Origin of the sequence: Robertkochia aurantiaca (assembly GCF_020166495.1) — a bacterium.
GTDB classification, from domain to species: domain Bacteria; phylum Bacteroidota; class Bacteroidia; order Flavobacteriales; family Flavobacteriaceae; genus Robertkochia; species Robertkochia aurantiaca.
The window spans coordinates 84,082-100,724 of sequence record NZ_JAINZS010000006.1 but is presented as its reverse complement, the minus strand read 5'-3'; the positions used below and the strand labels follow the sequence as shown (position 1 = coordinate 100,724).

Below are 16,643 nucleotides of genomic sequence, written 5' to 3'. Positions count from 1 at the left end.
TCTAGATTTATCGCTCCCCCATGAAAATAACTCTTAAAAAAACCTTTCTCAGATGGGCTTATTTGTGATCAGTCAAAGTGATAATGGTACTTTTAAATTTTCTTTCACCTCTCGGCGTGGGAAAACCCTGCTTACCAGCATCTCCTGTAAATACAAAGCTGATTGCGAACTCATCATCGAAAGCATAAAAAACAATATCGAAGGGTTCGTACTAACCCGCAAGATCACCCCCGGGAAGAAGCATTTCTTTCGTTTATCGCACAACGGCCTTGTGCTTGCCAACAGCAGAAAGTACACTACCCCGCTGCGACTTGAAAAGTGCATGGAAGAGATCCTGCAATCGGCAAGTGAAGCAGAGATCCTCGATTTTTCAGAGAATGAGGTGATTTTTCCGGAGGAAGAGGAAGCAACCACTGCCTGAATCGACTTTCCGGAATCCATTCTGCATAACCACTTCATTTCTTCAGGTGATTACCCGTTTCTGAATCCCCAAAAATGCTGACACCTCCTCTGAAAACAGTCATTTTTTTGCTTCTTTCAGACTGGAAATTCTGAAGGAAATAATTTTTTTCAATTTTTTCATTCTTCTCAAACGTAATAGTAGAGGGTCTCTTTTCTACGTATTTAAAAACTGTCAAATGTCATGTTTTTCGGGGTTTTCCGGTGATAATTTGGATGTCTCATAAGAAGTAAAATCAGTCACATATAAAATACATCATCATGACAAATGACACCTTATCCGCCCAGGATGTGAAACGGGAACCTTTTATTGAGGGTACATGGACCACCAAGGTCGATGTGCGTGATTTCGTTGTAAAGAACATCAGTCCTTATCAAGGTGACGACCGGTTCCTGACCGGACCCACAGAAAGAACCCAAAAGCTTTGGGAAGTTTGTAAAATCGCTATGAAAGAAGAGCGGGAAAACAACGGGGTTCGTGCCATAGATACCGGAACCATATCCGGGGTAAGTGCCTTCAGGGCCGGATATATCGACCGGGAGCTGGAGTCGATCGTCGGTTTACAGACCGATGAACTGCTAAAACGTGCCATGAAACCCTTCGGAGGTTTCAGAGTGGTTGAGAAGGCTCTCGAAGAACATGGAATGGCTCCTGATGAAAAGATCAGCGAATTATTTAACAAGTATGTAAAAACCCATAATGATGGGGTGTTTGATGCCTATAACGATGAGATCAGACGTTTCAGATCTCTCGGAATCCTTACCGGTCTGCCTGACAATTATGCCCGGGGAAGGATCATCGGAGACTACCGCAGGGTGGCGCTGTACGGCCTAAATTTTCTGATCGCAGAAAAGAAGGAAGATCTGGCCGGCATAACCGGGCCGATGACCGATGGTACGATTCGCTTACGTGAAGAGGTATCTGAACAGATACGTTCTCTTAAGGAAATGATCATCATGGGTAAATACTATGACCTTGATCTTACACGTCCGGCTCAAAATGCCCGTGAAGCAGTACAATGGACCTATATGGCATACCTGGCCGCTGTAAAGGAGCAGGACGGAGCAGCGATGTCTCTCGGGAACGTATCTTCCTTTCTCGACATCTACATCGAACGTGATCTGCAGGCCGGACTCATCACCGAAGCAGAAGCCCAGGAATACATCGACCAGTTCGTTATGAAACTACGCATGGTTCGCCACCTGAGAATGGGGGCTTATGATGAGATCTTTGCCGGTGATCCCACCTGGGTGACCGAAGCGATCGGCGGGACCTTTTCAGATGGTCGCACCAAGGTCACCAAAACCTCATACAGGTTTTTACAAACCTTATATAACCTGGGGCCCTCACCTGAACCGAACCTTACGGTACTCTGGTCTGACGACCTGCCTGACAATTTTAAAAGCTTTTGCTCGAAAGTTGCCATCGACACCTCATCGATTCAGTTTGAGAATGACAACCTGATGCGTACCAGCCGTAAATCTGATGATTATGGCATTGCATGTTGCGTTTCTTACCAGGAGATCGGTAAGCAGATACAGTTCTTCGGAGCGCGTACCAACCTTGCCAAAACGCTGTTACTGGCTCTCAACGGGGGAAGATGCGAGATTACAGGCAAAAAGGTGATCGAGGGAATTCCGGAATACAAGGGGAAATACCTGAGCTATGATGCAGTCATGAATAATTTCCGCCTGGCTATGAAGGAAATTGCAAGGGTCTACAGCGACTCCATGAACATCATTCACTATATGCACGACAAATATTATTACGAAAAAGCCCAGATGGCATTGATCGACACCAACCCCGATATCAATATAGCTTACGGGATTGCCGGTTTGTCTATCGTAGCCGACTCGTTGTCTGCCATCAAATATGCCATGGTGAAACCGATCAGGAACGAGCAGGGGCTAACCACCGACTTTGTGATCGAGGGAGACTTCCCGGCTTATGGAAACGACGATGACCGGGCCGATAAATTAGCAGCAGATGTGGTGGCAGACTTCAATGCCGAACTCCAGAAATTCAGGGTATATAAAAATGCCGTACCAACCCTTTCGGTGCTGACCATTACCTCGAACGTGGTTTATGGTAAAAAAACCGGTGCCACTCCAGACGGAAGACCCGCGGGTGTAGCATTTGCCCCCGGGGCCAACCCTATGCACGGGAGAGACACCCATGGAGCGATCGCTTCCCTGAATTCGGTAGCCAAGATCAACTATGAAAATGCGCAGGACGGGATCTCGAATACCTTTTCGATCGTTCCCAAATCTCTGGGAGCTGAAAAGAAAGACAGGATACACAATCTGTCTGCGATTCTTGACGGGTATTTTTCGAAAGGAGCTCAGCATCTGAACGTGAATGTGCTTAACAGGGAAACTTTGCTCGATGCCATGGAACATCCGGAAGACCACCCACAGCTTACGATACGGGTATCGGGCTATGCCGTGAATTTCACCAGGCTGACACGTGAACAGCAGCTGGAAGTGATCTCGCGTTCCTTCCACCAAACCATGTGATTCTTTGACCACTTACCCGGGAGACCCCTTTGGGTTTTCCGGGTATCTTATATTTTTGCAGTTATGAGCACCCACCTCCCACCAGACACTCTTGCCGTTCACTCGATCGAATCTTTCGGAACACATGACGGCCCGGGCATACGCTTTGTTATTTTTCTTCAGGGATGCAAGCTGAAGTGCCGCTATTGCCACAACCCTGATACCATTACCACCTCAGGAGGCACATTATACCCAATTGAAGAACTGGTTTCAAAGGCGGTTAAAATGAAACCGTATTTCGGCAAGCTGGGCGGAGTAACCATCTCCGGAGGTGAACCCCTCCTGCAGGCAAAAGCTCTCTTACCGCTGTTAAAGCGCTTAAAAGAAGAAGGAATTCATACCAACATTGACACCAACGGGAGAGTACTCAACCATTTTTCAAGGGAGTTACACCAGTTTGCCGACCTGGTGATGCTCGACATCAAACACCTGACCGAAGAGGGTTTCAGAGATATTACCGGCGCCCGGAACAAAGATGTGACCCTTAGTTACGCCGCTGAAAGGGAATCTCTCGGCAAACCGCTCTGGTTGCGATATGTCCTGATACCGGGAATCACCAACCAACCCGAATACCTGCACCGGCTGGGAACCCATTTCAAAGACTATAAGCATCTCGAACGCATCGAATTACAACCCTATCACCGGTTAGGGGTGCATAAATGGAAGGCCCTGGGCTGGAAGTATACCCTGGAAGATGCCAGGGAAAACACCGAAGAAGAAATTCAGTCTGCAGCTGAAATACTGCGCAGGTACTTTAAAGAAGTAAGAGTAAACTAGTAAGACCCTCTGCCATGAAGAACAAAACCCTTAAAAACAGATGGCTCATCGCCGCTTCGGCCATTGGCATACATCTCTCTATCGGATCTGTCTATGCTTATTCTGTAATGACCAATCCCGTAAAAGAAATCTTCCAGGTGGAAGGGAGCGATGTGAAATGGGCTTTTAAACTGGCGATATTTTTCCTGGGCCTTACCACTACCTTTCTTGGAAGCTGGACCGAACGCGTGGGTCCGCGCAAAACCGGAATCACTGCGGGTATTCTCTATGGATCAGGAATGCTTGGAGCAGCACTGGCCGTATACTACTCCTGGTTACCACTGTTCTACCTGAGCTACGGGGTTCTGGGAGGCATCGGTCTCGGTTTGGGCTATATCGCTCCGGTAAGCGCCCTGGTCAAATGGTTTCCTGACAGGAAAGGGCTCGCCACCGGTATGGCGATCATGGGTTTCGGTTTCTCAGCCCTGATCTTCGGTCCGCTAATGCAACAGCTCTTCGATACAGTCGGCATCGCAACGGCATTTTTTTACTTAGGTCTGTTATTTATGGTTCTGATAACAGGCAGCTCCCTCTATCTGGCCCCACCCCCTGATAATTTCTTTCCGGGATCTTCTGAAACCGGCTCCGATGAAAGTTCCGCCGCGGTACAGGCCGACGTGAGTGCAAAAGCTGCGCTTCATTCGGGCAGATTCTGGTACCTGTGGTTTATGATGTTCATCAATATCTCCTGCGGCATTGCCCTGATCTCGGCGGCAAGTCCGATTATGCAGCAAGCCCTTCGGTTTACTCCCATGAAAGCCGCAGCCATGGTAGGTGTGATCGGCGTCTTTAATGGATTAGGGCGCCTGGTATGGTCGGGGCTTTCTGATTATGCGGGGCGGATCAATATCTTTATTTTCTTTTTCCTCTTTCAGGCACTGGCATACTACTTTTTACCCAAAACAGGCGCCGAATGGCTGTTTCTTGCCTTACTTTTTACCGTTATCTCTATGTACGGTGCCGGGTTTGCTCTCTTACCCGCCATGGTTGGCGATCTTTTCGGTACCAAAAGTCTGGGAGTTATCAATGGCCGTATTCTTTCATCATGGGCGCTGGCCGGTATCGCAGGCCCCACGATCTATGATATGATAATGAACAAGACCGGGTCACTGAATATCACCCTCAGCATTTTTGCCCTACTTTTTGTAGTCGCCCTGATACTCGCTGTTCTTATGCGAATGAACGTTTCAAAGAAACTCTCAGGAACGGGTCATGGGGAAAAACGAAGCTTTCTTAACGTATATTCTAAAAGGTCTGCTGATTGACATCACATGATTGCGAAAATTGTTATGGCAGTATTCATTCTGAAGGCATGTTTAGCCGGGTGATTGGAGAATACCGGGTATAAATCGTATTTTTAAGCCCATGAAATGGGTGGCATTAGCATTAGCATTATTAACCCTGGGGCTCTCGGCAACTCCCTGTTGTGTGGAAGAAGTTTGCACCCGGGAAAACCAGGTTACCACAGATTCCACCCATGATTCTGAGGAGGAACATGAATCTCCCTGTTCTCCTTTTTTTACCTGCGGAAGCTGTTTGGGGTTCAGTGTTTCTTTGTACAGCCATACTGAGACACCAAAGCCTCAGGAATCTCACAGAGAGTCAGATCATGTAAACAGATTCATCCCTGCAGATGTTCACTGCCTGGTTTTTAAACCTCCTCGTAAGGTGCTGTTCAAACAGTATTTATTTCAAAAATCATAGGACAGTACAACATTAAAAATTCAATTTTTTGAAAACCATCATTTCATGCCTGGTTATGCTGTTTGCATGCAGCATTGCCATTGGTCAAAACAGTTTTGAGACCGTCATCAAAGACAAAGAAAGCAAGGAACCCCTGGTAGGGGTCACAGTATATCTGCCTGAAGCCGATAAGGGAAGTACCACAGATATGGACGGTCGAGTCGTGGTAGAAGGAATTCCCGATGGGGTATTCTCAATTGAGATCTCTTATATCGGTTATAAAAAACAAACCCTGAAGAAGAGTTTCCCTATTCCCGAAGAAAAGCAGATCCCTGTCATCTATCTCGAACAGGAAGAAGAAAAGATAGAGGAGGTGGTGATCACTTCCACCAGGAGTAGCAGAACCATCGAAGACATTCCCACCCGTGTCGAATTTATTGCCGGGGAAGAACTGGCGGAAAAGGGAAATATGAAACCGGGTGATATACGCATGTTGCTCAATGAAAGCACAGGGATACAAACGCAGCAAACCTCGGCTACCAGCTATAACTCCAGTATCAGGATACAGGGACTTGACGGAAAATATACCCAGCTTCTTCGCGATGGTCTTCCCCTGTATTCAGGCTATTCGGGCGGTTTAAGCCTGATGCAGATCGCGCCTCTGGACCTGAAGCAGGTAGAGGTGATCAAAGGAGCTTCGTCAACACTCTATGGTGGCGGAGCCATTGCGGGCCTGGTCAACCTGGTCACCAAAAAACCGGAAGATGAAGAGGAGCTCAGTTTCATGGTTAACGGAACTTCTGCCCTGGGTCTCGACCTGAGCGGTTTTTATTCTGAAAAATTCAATGAGAATATCGGAGCCACTGTTTTTGCCTCTTACAATAAGGGCACCGCTTATGACCCCGCTGATATTGGTCTTACCGCCATTCCGGAATTTGATCGTTTCACCCTGAACCCACGTCTCTTTCTTTATTTTTCAGATAAAACCGAAATGAATATCGGGTTCAATTACGTAACCGAAGATCGTCTGGGTGGTGACATTGACCTCATTACCGAAGAATCTGTTACCGAAGGCTATTTTGAAAGAAACAAGACAGACCGATTATCTACCCAGTTCAAGTTCGATCATCGCCTCTCTGAAAACACGAGAATAGAGATTAAGAATAGTTTCAGTTTTTTCGATCGCAGCATTTTAATACCCGATTACCTCTTTTCAGGAACCCAAATTTCATCTTTTTCCGAATTCAACTATGCCCGATTAGGAGACAGATCAGAATGGATAGCCGGTCTTAACCTCTGGACGGAAGATTTCAAACAGGAAGCCGGAGACCCGCAACAGGATCTCAGTTATGCCAATCATACGTTTGGCGCCTTTGTACAAAACACCTGGACATTGTCTGACAGATGGAGTCTTGAAACCGGTTTACGAGGTGATTACCAAAGTGATTACGGCTTCTTTCTGCTTCCCAGGTTCTCAGCCATGTTTGAGCCCAGCCAAAGACTTACCTTCAGGCTTGGAGGAGGATTGGGATACAAAACACCAACGATATTTACCGAAGATGCCGAAAGGCTGCAGTTTCAGAATATCGCACCCATCGATGTCGATAATACCGCCCCTGAAAGATCGGCAGGAGCAAATTTCGATCTGAATTACAAATGGCCCATCAGTGATGAACTGAGTCTCTCAACCAACACCCTGCTTTTTTACACCAGGATCAATGATCCATTGGTGCTTACCGAAAGTGATACAGGCGCCTTCAGCTATATTCAACCTGACGGGTATATCGAGTCTCAGGGAGTAGAGGCTAATATGAAATGGAGCTACAAAGACCTTAAACTCTTTATCGGATACACCTACGCCGATGTGACCGAAAACTATAATAGTGAAGCTACCCCATTTCCACTGGTGGCAACGCATCGACTGAACAATGTGCTGATGTATGAGAAACATGAGAATTTCTGGATCGGACTGGAGGGCTATTATTTCAGTCCCCAACAGCTTAGCAACGGTGAAACCGGTGATCCCTACTGGATCGTCGGGCTCATGACCGAAAAAAAGCTGGGTGAGAATTTCTCGGTATTCCTGAATTTTGAAAATTTCCTGGATACCCGACAGACCCGCTTCGACACCATATTTACCGGGAGCATCAATGACCCGGTATTCAAAGATATTTATGCTCCTGTTGACGGCTTCGTGATCAATGGCGGATTCAAGCTCAAGCTCTAAGGGCTCATCTGAACAGCTAAAAGAATGAAGACTCTCTGTTTGACGTGGCGGCAGACTGTAGGACAATGTCTCTCAAAAGTCACAAACTCAGGTTAAATGAGGCTTTTGCCTTGTGTTTGCCCCCTAAATACCTTATTCTGTATGTATGGAAAAAGTATTAGTTGCAGGTGCCACCGGCACCACCGGAAATATAATTGTTCACCTTCTAAAGGAATCAGATAATTACGAACCTGTTGCCATGGTTCGTAAAAAAGAACAGACCGCGCAATTCCAGGCGAAAGGGATCGAAACCGTGCTGGCAGATCTCACCGAAGATGTTTCACACGCCGTTAAAGGCACCGGGAAAGTCATTTTTGCTGCCGGATCAAAAGGAAAGAACCTGGAAGAAGTCGATAAGGAAGGAGCTAAAAAACTGGTCGATGCGGCCGAAAAACACGGACTTAAAAAATTCGTCATGTTAAGCTCTATCGGAGCCGACGACCCGGAGAGTCATTCTGAACTGAGCGATTATCTCAAAGCCAAGAAAAGTGCTGATGAGCACCTTCGCAATAGCAGTATTTCGTATACTATCGTCAGACCGGGCCAGCTTTCCAATGATGAGGGCACCGGAAAGATACGGTACGGAAAAAGCATCGATCACAAAGGAGATATCCCGAGAGCAGATGTAGCCAAAACCCTGGTCACAGCCCTTGATGAAAGCAAGGCTGATCATAAAACCTTCGAAATACTGAAAGGTGACACCCCAATAGAAGAAGCTCTGAAGAAGGTTTAGACCTCCACCACATATAGCTCAACCAACACTGAAAATGCAGAACAAAAATGTTCTGCATTTTTTTTATGTTTTGCCTGCTCCATCAATAATCCTCACTTTATTAAGTGGAAAATTCATACATTTAAGCTTCTCTAAAATAATCCCTTATGCGACAAATTACCTTAACAGCGCTTTCTCTGTTGCTTTTCATGTTCGGATTTACCGACCTGCAAGCACAGCGAAGAAGCAAGAAAAACGATGCCCAGAAGGAAGCTTCCCTTCCTTTAGACGCCTTTAAAATGCGAAACATCGGCCCGGCTTTCCTTTCGGGAAGAATAGCCGATATCGTATTCCATCCTGAAAACGATAACATCTGGTATGTGGCCGTAGGCTCCGGAGGGGTCTGGAAAACTGAAAATGCAGGAACTACATGGACTCCTCTTTTCGATGACCAGTCTTCGTATTCAACCGGATGCATTACCCTTGACCCTTCCAATCCGGAAGTAGTTTGGGTAGGAACCGGTGAAAATGTGGGTGGACGCCATGTTGCTTATGGCGATGGGGTTTACCGCTCAAAAGACGGCGGAAAGACCTGGGAAAACCTGGGACTAAAAAACTCTGAACACATCTCAGAGATCATTGTTCATCCCGAAAACTCAGATGTCGTCTGGGTTGCTGCCCAGGGACCGCTCTGGAGCAAGGGAGGTGAACGCGGCCTCTACAAGACTACCGACGGTGGAAAAACCTGGAAACAGACCCTGGGAGACAACGAATGGACCGGGGTAACCGATATCATGATCGACCCCAGAGATCCGGATCTGCTCTATGCTGCGACCTGGGATCGCCACAGAACCGTGGCTGCCCTGATGGGGGGAGGACCCGGATCAGGCATTCACAAATCAACCGATGGCGGAGAAACATGGACAGAACTCACCAACGGTCTTCCAACTTCGAATATGGGGAAGATCGGTATCGCCATTTCACCTCAGCAGCCTGACGTTATCTATGCGGCCATTGAGCTCGACCTGACCGAAGGAGCCGTCTACCGTTCTGAAGATCGCGGTGCATCATGGACCAAGATGTCTAACACCGTTTCAGGCGGAACAGGCCCGCATTACTACCAGGAACTGTATGCAAGTCCGCATAAGTTCGACCGTCTTTACCTTATGAATGTGAGGGTTCTTACTTCGGAAGACGGAGGTAAGACCTTTGTTCAGTTAAAGGAAGAAGAAAAACATTCAGACAACCATGCCATAGTTTTCAAGGAAGATGACCCTGATTATATCATGCTGGGTACCGACGCCGGAATATATGAAACCTTTGACCTGGCCGAGAACTGGCGATATATCAAGAACCTGCCACTTACCCAATTCTATAAGGTGGCTGTGAATGACGCCAAACCCTTTTATCATATTTTCGGAGGAACACAGGACAATGGTTCTGCTGGAGGGCCTTCAGCCACAGATGAGCGGGAAGGGATCAGCAACAAACACTGGTATAAGACCCTTTTTGCAGACGGGCATCAGTCGGCTACTGACCCGGTCTTTAACGACCTGATCTATGCAGAGACCCAGCAGGGTGGCCTCCATAGGGTCGATCTGACCACCGGGGAACCCATTTTGATACAACCACAGGCAGGCCTGGATGAGCCTCATGAACGATTTAACTGGGATGCTCCCATCCTCGTGAGTCCGCACAAACCGGAACGCCTGTATTTTGCATCTTACAGGGTGTGGAGATCAGAAGATCGCGGTGACAGCTGGACCCCGATCTCTGGAGACCTTACCCGCAACGAAGAACGACTGGAGCTTCCCATCATGGGCAGACAGCAATCATGGGAAAACCCCTGGGATGTCAGAGCCATGTCAAACTACAACACCATTACCTCATTAAGCGAATCGCCTTTAAAGGAAGGACTGATCTATGCCGGAACAGATGACGGTTTTATACAGGTAACTGAAGACGGCGGCGAGAACTGGAGACAGATCCCGGTGACCGAACTCGGACTCCCTGAGCGCAGTTTCGTAAATGACATAAAGGCCGACCTCTACGACGAAAACACGGTTTATGTAGCCTTAGACAACCATAAAGAGGGTGACTTCAGTCCGTATCTCTACAAAAGTACCGACAAGGGGCGCAGCTGGACCTCGCTCTCTGAGAACCTGCCGGAACGTACCCTGGTATGGCGTATGGTACAGGATCACGTAAAGAAAGACCTGTTATTTGCAGCTACTGAATTCGGAGTATATACCAGCCTGAACGGAGGTCAGAACTGGCATAAGCTACCGGGCACTCCCAACATGGGCTTCAGAGACCTTGCCATTCAGAAAAGAGAGAACGACCTGGTCGCAGCCTCCTTCGGAAGAGGATTCTTCGTATTGGATGATTACAGTCCGCTACGAAATATGACAGAGGAGAATCTCAGCAAGGAAGGCGCCCTGTTTGCTCCTCGTACTGCTAAATGGTATGTGCCACGCAGCAATGTGGGGAATACCGGTGCCGACTACTATTTCGCACCCAACCCTGAATTCGGAGCAGTCTTTACTTATCATCTTTCCAATGACTACCCTTCTGCGAAGAAAGAACGAATGGAAAGAGAGAAAGAATTGAATAAAAACAAGGAAAACGTACCATTCCCCGGATATGAGGCTCTTGATGCTGAAAAGAACGAGATCGCGCCTCAGATCTGGATCACCATAAAAGATGCGGAAGGCAACACCATTCGCCATTTGAAAGAAACGGCGAGCAAGGGAAGTCACCGCATTGCGTGGGACCTGAGAATGCCCAGCTTCAGGGCGATCAATCCCGAGCGTGTGGGTAGCGGAGGCGGTGGATGGTTCAGTGGCGGACCACTGGCTGTTCCCGGAACCTATACGGCAACCCTGCACCTTGAAAATGATGGCGAGGTCAGACTACTTGACGGCCCTGTAAGTTTCAAGGTAGAACCGATCAGGGAAGGTCTGCTGGGAGGAATGGATCACGAAGAGTACACAAGCTTCAGCGAGAAACTGGCTTCAGTACAGGCAGACGCTGCAGTACTGGAAAACAAGTTTGAGCAGTCTGAGAAATTGCTGAAGGCCTATGAAGAGGCCGCCTTCCGTTCGAATCTTTCCCCGGAAGCCCTGGCATCTGATTTCCGTCAGGCAAGAGAAACCCTGAACGAACTGGAAATCATCGGAGAGGGTAGCCCGTCGAGAAATAAAGTGGGAGAGAAAACCCCGCCTACTATCCAAACTCATATGAGCACGGCATACCGCGGAATTCTTTCTACCTATGGCCCTACCGAAATGCATAAAGCAAGCCTGGATAAGGCCCGTACCATGATCGATCAGATCACCCCTAAGGTGAATGAACTGTATGAAGTTCAGTTACCGGCTATTGAAGCAAAGCTTAAAGCAGCCAATGCACCGGTCATTCTTGAAGACTAAAAGAACCCGGATAGCAGTTTTATAAAAAAGGGAAGGTGTAAAAACCTTCCCTTTTATTTTCAGCTGTGATGATCATCACTGTACCTTCTCTGCCAAATCGATCAGATTTTTAATCACTTCGGAAAAGCTGAACCCGGTTTCGACCTGGTTGACAGAAAGACAAAGGGTAATCTTTTTTTCAGGGTTATATAAAACCGCACTTCCCCAGTGTCCTGAATGTCCGAAATATTCCTCTCCTTCTATATCGAAGTTGCTGATACCATACCCGTAATTGGGATCATCTGTCATCATCTCAAGAGTAGCTTGATCTTTAAAAAGCTTTCCGTTGAACAATCCCTGAATGAAGACAGCCAGTTCTCCGGTAGTTGAAACCAGTCCGCCCCCGGCCCAGTCAAAAGAGGTATTGATGTTGGCGGTGACATCGAGGCCACCCATATAGGCATGTGACTGTACCAGCTCAGTGGCAGGCTCGTAATACTCGAAAAAAGTCTGATGCATTCCAAGAGGGTTGAGAATTCGGTTGCGATAATTCTCAGCAAGAGATTCTCCGGTGATATTTTCGATGAGCAGTCCCAACAGAAAATAGTTTACATCAGAATAGGCATAGTCCTTCCCCGGCCTGAACTTCCCCAATTCGTTTACTCCCAGAGCATAGTACTTTTCGAAAAGCAACTCAGGGCTCCATGATTTAGAAGGATCCTCCATGACACCCGCAATGAATGCTGCCTCAGTATCGGTAAAGATATCGGCAAGGCCGGAACGGTGTTTTAACAATTGACCGATAGTGATCTCTTTTCCAAAAGATTCGTCCCCGACCAGGAGTAAACGGTCAAAATCGATGAAATCGAAATCATACAAATAGGATTCAACTGTTTTATCCAGGTCAATCTTACCCTCTTCCATGAGCTGCAATACGATCGTAGCCGTGAACATTTTGGAGATGCTTGCCGTTTTAAAGCCGTGATCTTTTTGTACAGGTATCTCAGTCTCGGAAGCAAGGGCTCCGTATCCCTTATGAAATACAAAATCTTCAGGTGCTACCTCCAGATAGCACAGAACGTTGGCAACCGGAGCATCTGGAGAAGCTGTGAGTAATTGTGAAAGTTCCCGGTCCAGTTCGGCCCGTACAGACTCCTCTTCCATCTGCGCTGTTACCGGAAAGCACAGAACGCTTAATATGATTAAACTGACTAATGTTTTCATTACTTATGATTTTTCAGGAGTCAAATTTATCACATAAGTCCAAGGACTGAATTGACCTAGATCAAATCGGGGTGTTTTTTTCTGATACGGCTTAGTCGCTCTTTGGTAATCCCCAGATAAGATGCGAGGTCCTGAAGAGGAATGCTTTTCGCTTCCTGTGGCTGTTCGCGCAGCAGTTGAAGGTACCTGAATTCGGCCGTTTCCGCCTTGAATTCCACGAACCTGTTCACCAGGGTTTCCACATAGTTCGCCAGGAGATATACCATAAAGCTCCTGAAATCAGGGTTCTTCTGAGCGATCGCATCAAAGTCTCTTTTTGAAATGCGAATGACCTCACAATCTGTAATTGCCTGAATGGTTTCACGGCTGGGATGACCGTACAGAAAAGCATAGGGCGAGGTGTCGAGATCGCCTTTAAAGGTAAACCCCAGTATCACCTCCTTGTCTTCCGGAAACCTGATGGCTTTAAAAGCCCCTGATTTCACATAATACAGATAGGAACAAACCGAACCTTCGGTAACGATGCACTCACCTGCCGGGACTGTCTTGGCTTCCCCCTTGGCGATCAATTCCCGGAAGTATGTTTGAAAAACATCTTCAGAAAACGATCTGTCAAATCGATTGTTAGGGTTTATGGGCATTTGATGATATATTTCCGAGTAAAAATAACTAATACAGCCTGAGCATCAGACTCGCAATAAGCATTGTTTCGACAGACGGCAAAGCCTTGCAGCGTCTGAGTTCCCAATAATTCAGGCCTATACTGTTAAAAGACCTTAAAGTTATGATAAAAGCGTTAAATCATTTGATATCAGGGCTTTCATTTTGTAGGTTATAGAGTGTTAAATCATACTAACAACAATAAAATCAGACATTATGAAACTCACAAATAAAAGAGTGGCCATTTTAGCCACAGACGGATTCGAAAAATCAGAATTATTTAAACCCATGAACGCTCTGAAGAAAGAAGGAGCCCAGGTTGATATCATCTCAGTTAAAAAAGGAGATATCAAAAGCTGGGAAGGTGAAAACTGGGGAGAGACCATTAAAGTAGATAAGCTGGTAGACGAAGTAGATTCTACCGACTACAATGCATTGGTTCTGCCGGGTGGAGTAGCAAATCCTGATCTGATGAGAACTCATGAAAACGCACTAGGATTCATTCGCAAATTCTTTGCTGAAAGCAAACCGGTTGCAGCTATTTGCCACGCACCATGGTTATTGATCAGCGCCGGAGTCATTGAAAACAGAAAAGTGACTTCTTACAAAAGCATTAAAGATGATGTGATCAATGCCGGAGCAGCCTGGGTAGATGAAGAAGTTGTTGTCGACCAGGGACTGGTAACCAGCAGAAATCCGAATGACCTGCCGGCCTTCATAGATAAGCTAATTGAAGAGGTTAGAGAAGGTAAGCATGAAGAACAAGTAGTACATGCGTAACAGGTAGATAATAACCCCCAATAAAAAGAGGAATGGCTAAGCCATTCCTCTTTTTTTATTTCCTAATACGCCCTGTTCCGGGCCCGTTTGCTTTCTTATCTTTGCTTCCATGAAAACAAACCTGGCCAGTTCACTCGGACTTTATTTTTTTCTGTTTCTTGTATTCACCCTTTTCGTTTCTGGAGATCAGTATACCGGCAATTGGTGGTTGCTTCCTTTAGGGCTTATCGTTCTGGGTGCCCTGATAAATGCTTATTTGCAAGATTTCCTTCAGGAAAAACTCAAAAGCAAGGAGTTGAGATACCTGCTGGCATTCACCATTTTCATTCTCTGTCTCTTCGGAGGACTTCCGCAGTAACAGATCAAGACAAAATCAGGAATATTCCGGCAGCCACTGCCGCTCCGATCAGCGGCCCTGCCACAGGAATCCATGCATACTTCCAGTCACTGGTACCTTTTCCTCTTAAAGGAAGGATCGCGTGCATGATCCTGGGTCCCAGATCCCGGGCCGGGTTAATAGCGTAACCGGTGGTTCCCCCAAGGGAGAGTCCGATGACCCAGACAAGAAGTGCTACAGGCAGTGCTCCAAGTGAGCCCAGACCGATAGGCGTGACGGTTTCACCATTCATAACCGGTTCTGTAAAATAAAAGATCACAAATAAGAGGGTGAAGGTACCGACAGCTTCACTGATCAGGTTGGATCCGGTTTTCCTTATAGCAGGGATGGTTGCGAAGGTTGCCAGCTTTACCAGGTTGTTGTTGGTACGATGGTAATGATCTCTATAGACCAGCCACACAAAAAAACTGCCGGCCATGGCGCCTGCCATCTGAGCCAGAATGAAGACGGGCACCTCTAACCAGGGAAACTGACCGGTAAGGGCAAGCCCCACGGTAACCGCCGGGTTTATATGGGCCCCGCTGTAGGGTGCTGCCACAACCACTCCGGTAAATACTGCCAGTGCCCATCCGGTAGTGATCACGATCCACCCGCCGTTGTTCCCCTTGGTGTCTTTCAAAATAACATTTGCCACCACACCATTACCCAAAAGTATCAGAAAAAAGGTTCCGAGGAATTCAGCGATTACAGGAGTCATCAAACAGAGGTTTTAGTTTATCAGCACGGCAAAAATGGCCGTGATCGTTCTCTAATTTATAAAATTTCTCTTTCACGGCACTTGCTTATTCCCTGAGTAACATCGAAACAGGGATCAGAATTTTCTGTTAAAACACCGTCTATGCTTTCCTGCTTCACCGCTTGGAATTAAATTACACCTGAAAAACTGGCACTTTTTTGAAAAAGTTTTACTTCATCATCATCTTTCTGCTTCTGCAGCAACTAAGGGCACAGGAGTTACCCTTTTCCGGAACGGTCACCAACGGGGCAGACTCTATCCCATCAGTACATATCGAGAATCTGCGGAACGGGAAATACACCATCAGCAATGAAGAAGGGTATTTCGAATTACCGGTCAAAACCGGCGATAGCCTGCGGCTGACCCACGTAGGCTACCAACCTGAACTTTTGATTGTCGATAACCGCATCTCAGACGGGAAACCTTTGATGATCCTTATGGATGAGAATGCCATTGAATTACCCGAAGTCACCCTGGAAACCTATCGATCTATGAATGCCGTTGACCTGGGCATTTATCAGAAACTACCTGAAAAACTGACCCCAAATGAACGAAAACTAAAAACCGCAGGAGACTTCAAGTGGTACCATGCTTTAGGATTACTGGGAGGAGCCCTGGCGATAGACCCCATACTGAACAAAATAAACGGTCGCACAAAAAATCTGAAAAAAAGAATTGCCGTTGACAGGGCCGAAGCATTGAGAAGTGATCTGGATACCGAGTTCCGGGACTTCATCGAAGGTCGGCTCTCTCTCAAAAATGAGTGGGTAGACCGTTTTTTATATTACACCGTGGAACATGGTGACTGGGCAGTGCTGAGTCCTGAAAACCCAAGAGGAACCCGCGAATTTCACCTGATTCAATTGCATCAGGATTTTATGGCCACTCTTGAGGAGGTAAAAGAATAATCAACAATTCCTGTTTATACCCTTTCTAAAAATCAAAGT

At 46.8% G+C, this 16,643-nt stretch carries 13 protein-coding genes; 10 read left to right on the top strand and 3 right to left on the bottom strand.

Features of this window, described 5'->3' with window-relative positions; all coding sequences use genetic code 11:
- Nucleotides 1-52 precede the first annotated feature (52 nt).
- From K7R10_RS11710 to K7R10_RS11680, 7 genes are all read left to right on the top strand, one after another.
- Nucleotides 53-421 carry a YegP family protein gene (locus K7R10_RS11710; RefSeq protein WP_224484906.1) on the top strand — a complete coding sequence of 123 codons (369 nt, stop codon included), beginning with the start codon at nt 53-55 and terminating at the stop codon, nt 419-421.
- 299 nt (nt 422-720) lie between these two features.
- On the top strand, nt 721-2,976 hold the full coding sequence (pflB, locus tag K7R10_RS11705) for a formate C-acetyltransferase (RefSeq protein ID WP_224484905.1): 2,256 nt from the start codon (nt 721-723) through the stop codon (nt 2,974-2,976).
- Nucleotides 2,977-3,039: 63 nt separating this feature from the next.
- Nucleotides 3,040-3,792, top strand: coding sequence for a pyruvate formate-lyase-activating protein (pflA, locus tag K7R10_RS11700; protein WP_224484904.1), 753 nt, complete (start codon nt 3,040-3,042; stop codon nt 3,790-3,792).
- A gap of 14 nt (nt 3,793-3,806) precedes the next feature.
- Nucleotides 3,807-5,096 carry an L-lactate MFS transporter gene (locus tag K7R10_RS11695; RefSeq protein ID WP_224484903.1) on the top strand — a complete coding sequence of 430 codons (1,290 nt, stop codon included), beginning with the start codon at nt 3,807-3,809 and terminating at the stop codon, nt 5,094-5,096.
- A gap of 494 nt (nt 5,097-5,590) precedes the next feature.
- Nucleotides 5,591-7,741, top strand: coding sequence for a TonB-dependent receptor (locus K7R10_RS11690; protein ID WP_224485274.1), 2,151 nt, complete (start codon nt 5,591-5,593; stop codon nt 7,739-7,741).
- Between the two features lie 145 nt (nt 7,742-7,886).
- Nucleotides 7,887-8,513, top strand: coding sequence for an SDR family oxidoreductase (locus K7R10_RS11685; protein ID WP_224484902.1), 627 nt, complete (start codon nt 7,887-7,889; stop codon nt 8,511-8,513).
- A 146-nt stretch (nt 8,514-8,659) separates the two neighbouring features.
- On the top strand, nt 8,660-11,920 hold the full coding sequence (locus K7R10_RS11680) for a WD40/YVTN/BNR-like repeat-containing protein (protein WP_224484901.1): 3,261 nt from the start codon (nt 8,660-8,662) through the stop codon (nt 11,918-11,920).
- Nucleotides 11,921-11,995: 75 nt separating this feature from the next.
- Here K7R10_RS11680 and K7R10_RS11675 read toward each other — a convergent pair whose 3' ends face one another.
- Nucleotides 11,996-13,123: a serine hydrolase domain-containing protein gene (locus tag K7R10_RS11675; protein WP_224484900.1), complete on the bottom strand. Its 1,128-nt coding sequence runs from the start codon at nt 13,121-13,123 to the stop codon at nt 11,996-11,998.
- Nucleotides 13,124-13,179: 56 nt separating this feature from the next.
- Nucleotides 13,180-13,764 carry a Crp/Fnr family transcriptional regulator gene (locus K7R10_RS11670; protein ID WP_224484899.1) on the bottom strand — a complete coding sequence of 195 codons (585 nt, stop codon included), beginning with the start codon at nt 13,762-13,764 and terminating at the stop codon, nt 13,180-13,182.
- A gap of 235 nt (nt 13,765-13,999) precedes the next feature.
- Between K7R10_RS11670 and K7R10_RS11665 the strand changes: the two genes are divergently transcribed.
- Both K7R10_RS11665 and K7R10_RS11660 read left to right on the top strand, forming a co-directional pair.
- Complete coding sequence (locus K7R10_RS11665) at nt 14,000-14,563, top strand: type 1 glutamine amidotransferase domain-containing protein (RefSeq protein WP_224484898.1); 564 nt, start codon at nt 14,000-14,002, stop codon at nt 14,561-14,563.
- A 109-nt stretch (nt 14,564-14,672) separates the two neighbouring features.
- Nucleotides 14,673-14,921 (top strand): hypothetical protein, encoded by a 249-nt coding sequence (locus tag K7R10_RS11660; protein WP_224484897.1) that lies wholly within the window; start codon nt 14,673-14,675, stop codon nt 14,919-14,921.
- 4 nt (nt 14,922-14,925) lie between these two features.
- Here the strand turns inward: K7R10_RS11660 and K7R10_RS11655 are convergent, their stop codons facing one another.
- On the bottom strand, nt 14,926-15,657 hold the full coding sequence (locus tag K7R10_RS11655) for an MIP/aquaporin family protein (protein ID WP_224484896.1): 732 nt from the start codon (nt 15,655-15,657) through the stop codon (nt 14,926-14,928).
- Between the two features lie 197 nt (nt 15,658-15,854).
- Here K7R10_RS11655 and K7R10_RS11650 point away from each other — a divergent pair, with 197 nt between their 5' ends.
- Nucleotides 15,855-16,604: a peptidase associated/transthyretin-like domain-containing protein gene (locus K7R10_RS11650; protein WP_224484895.1), complete on the top strand. Its 750-nt coding sequence runs from the start codon at nt 15,855-15,857 to the stop codon at nt 16,602-16,604.
- Nucleotides 16,605-16,643: the final 39 nt, after the last annotated feature.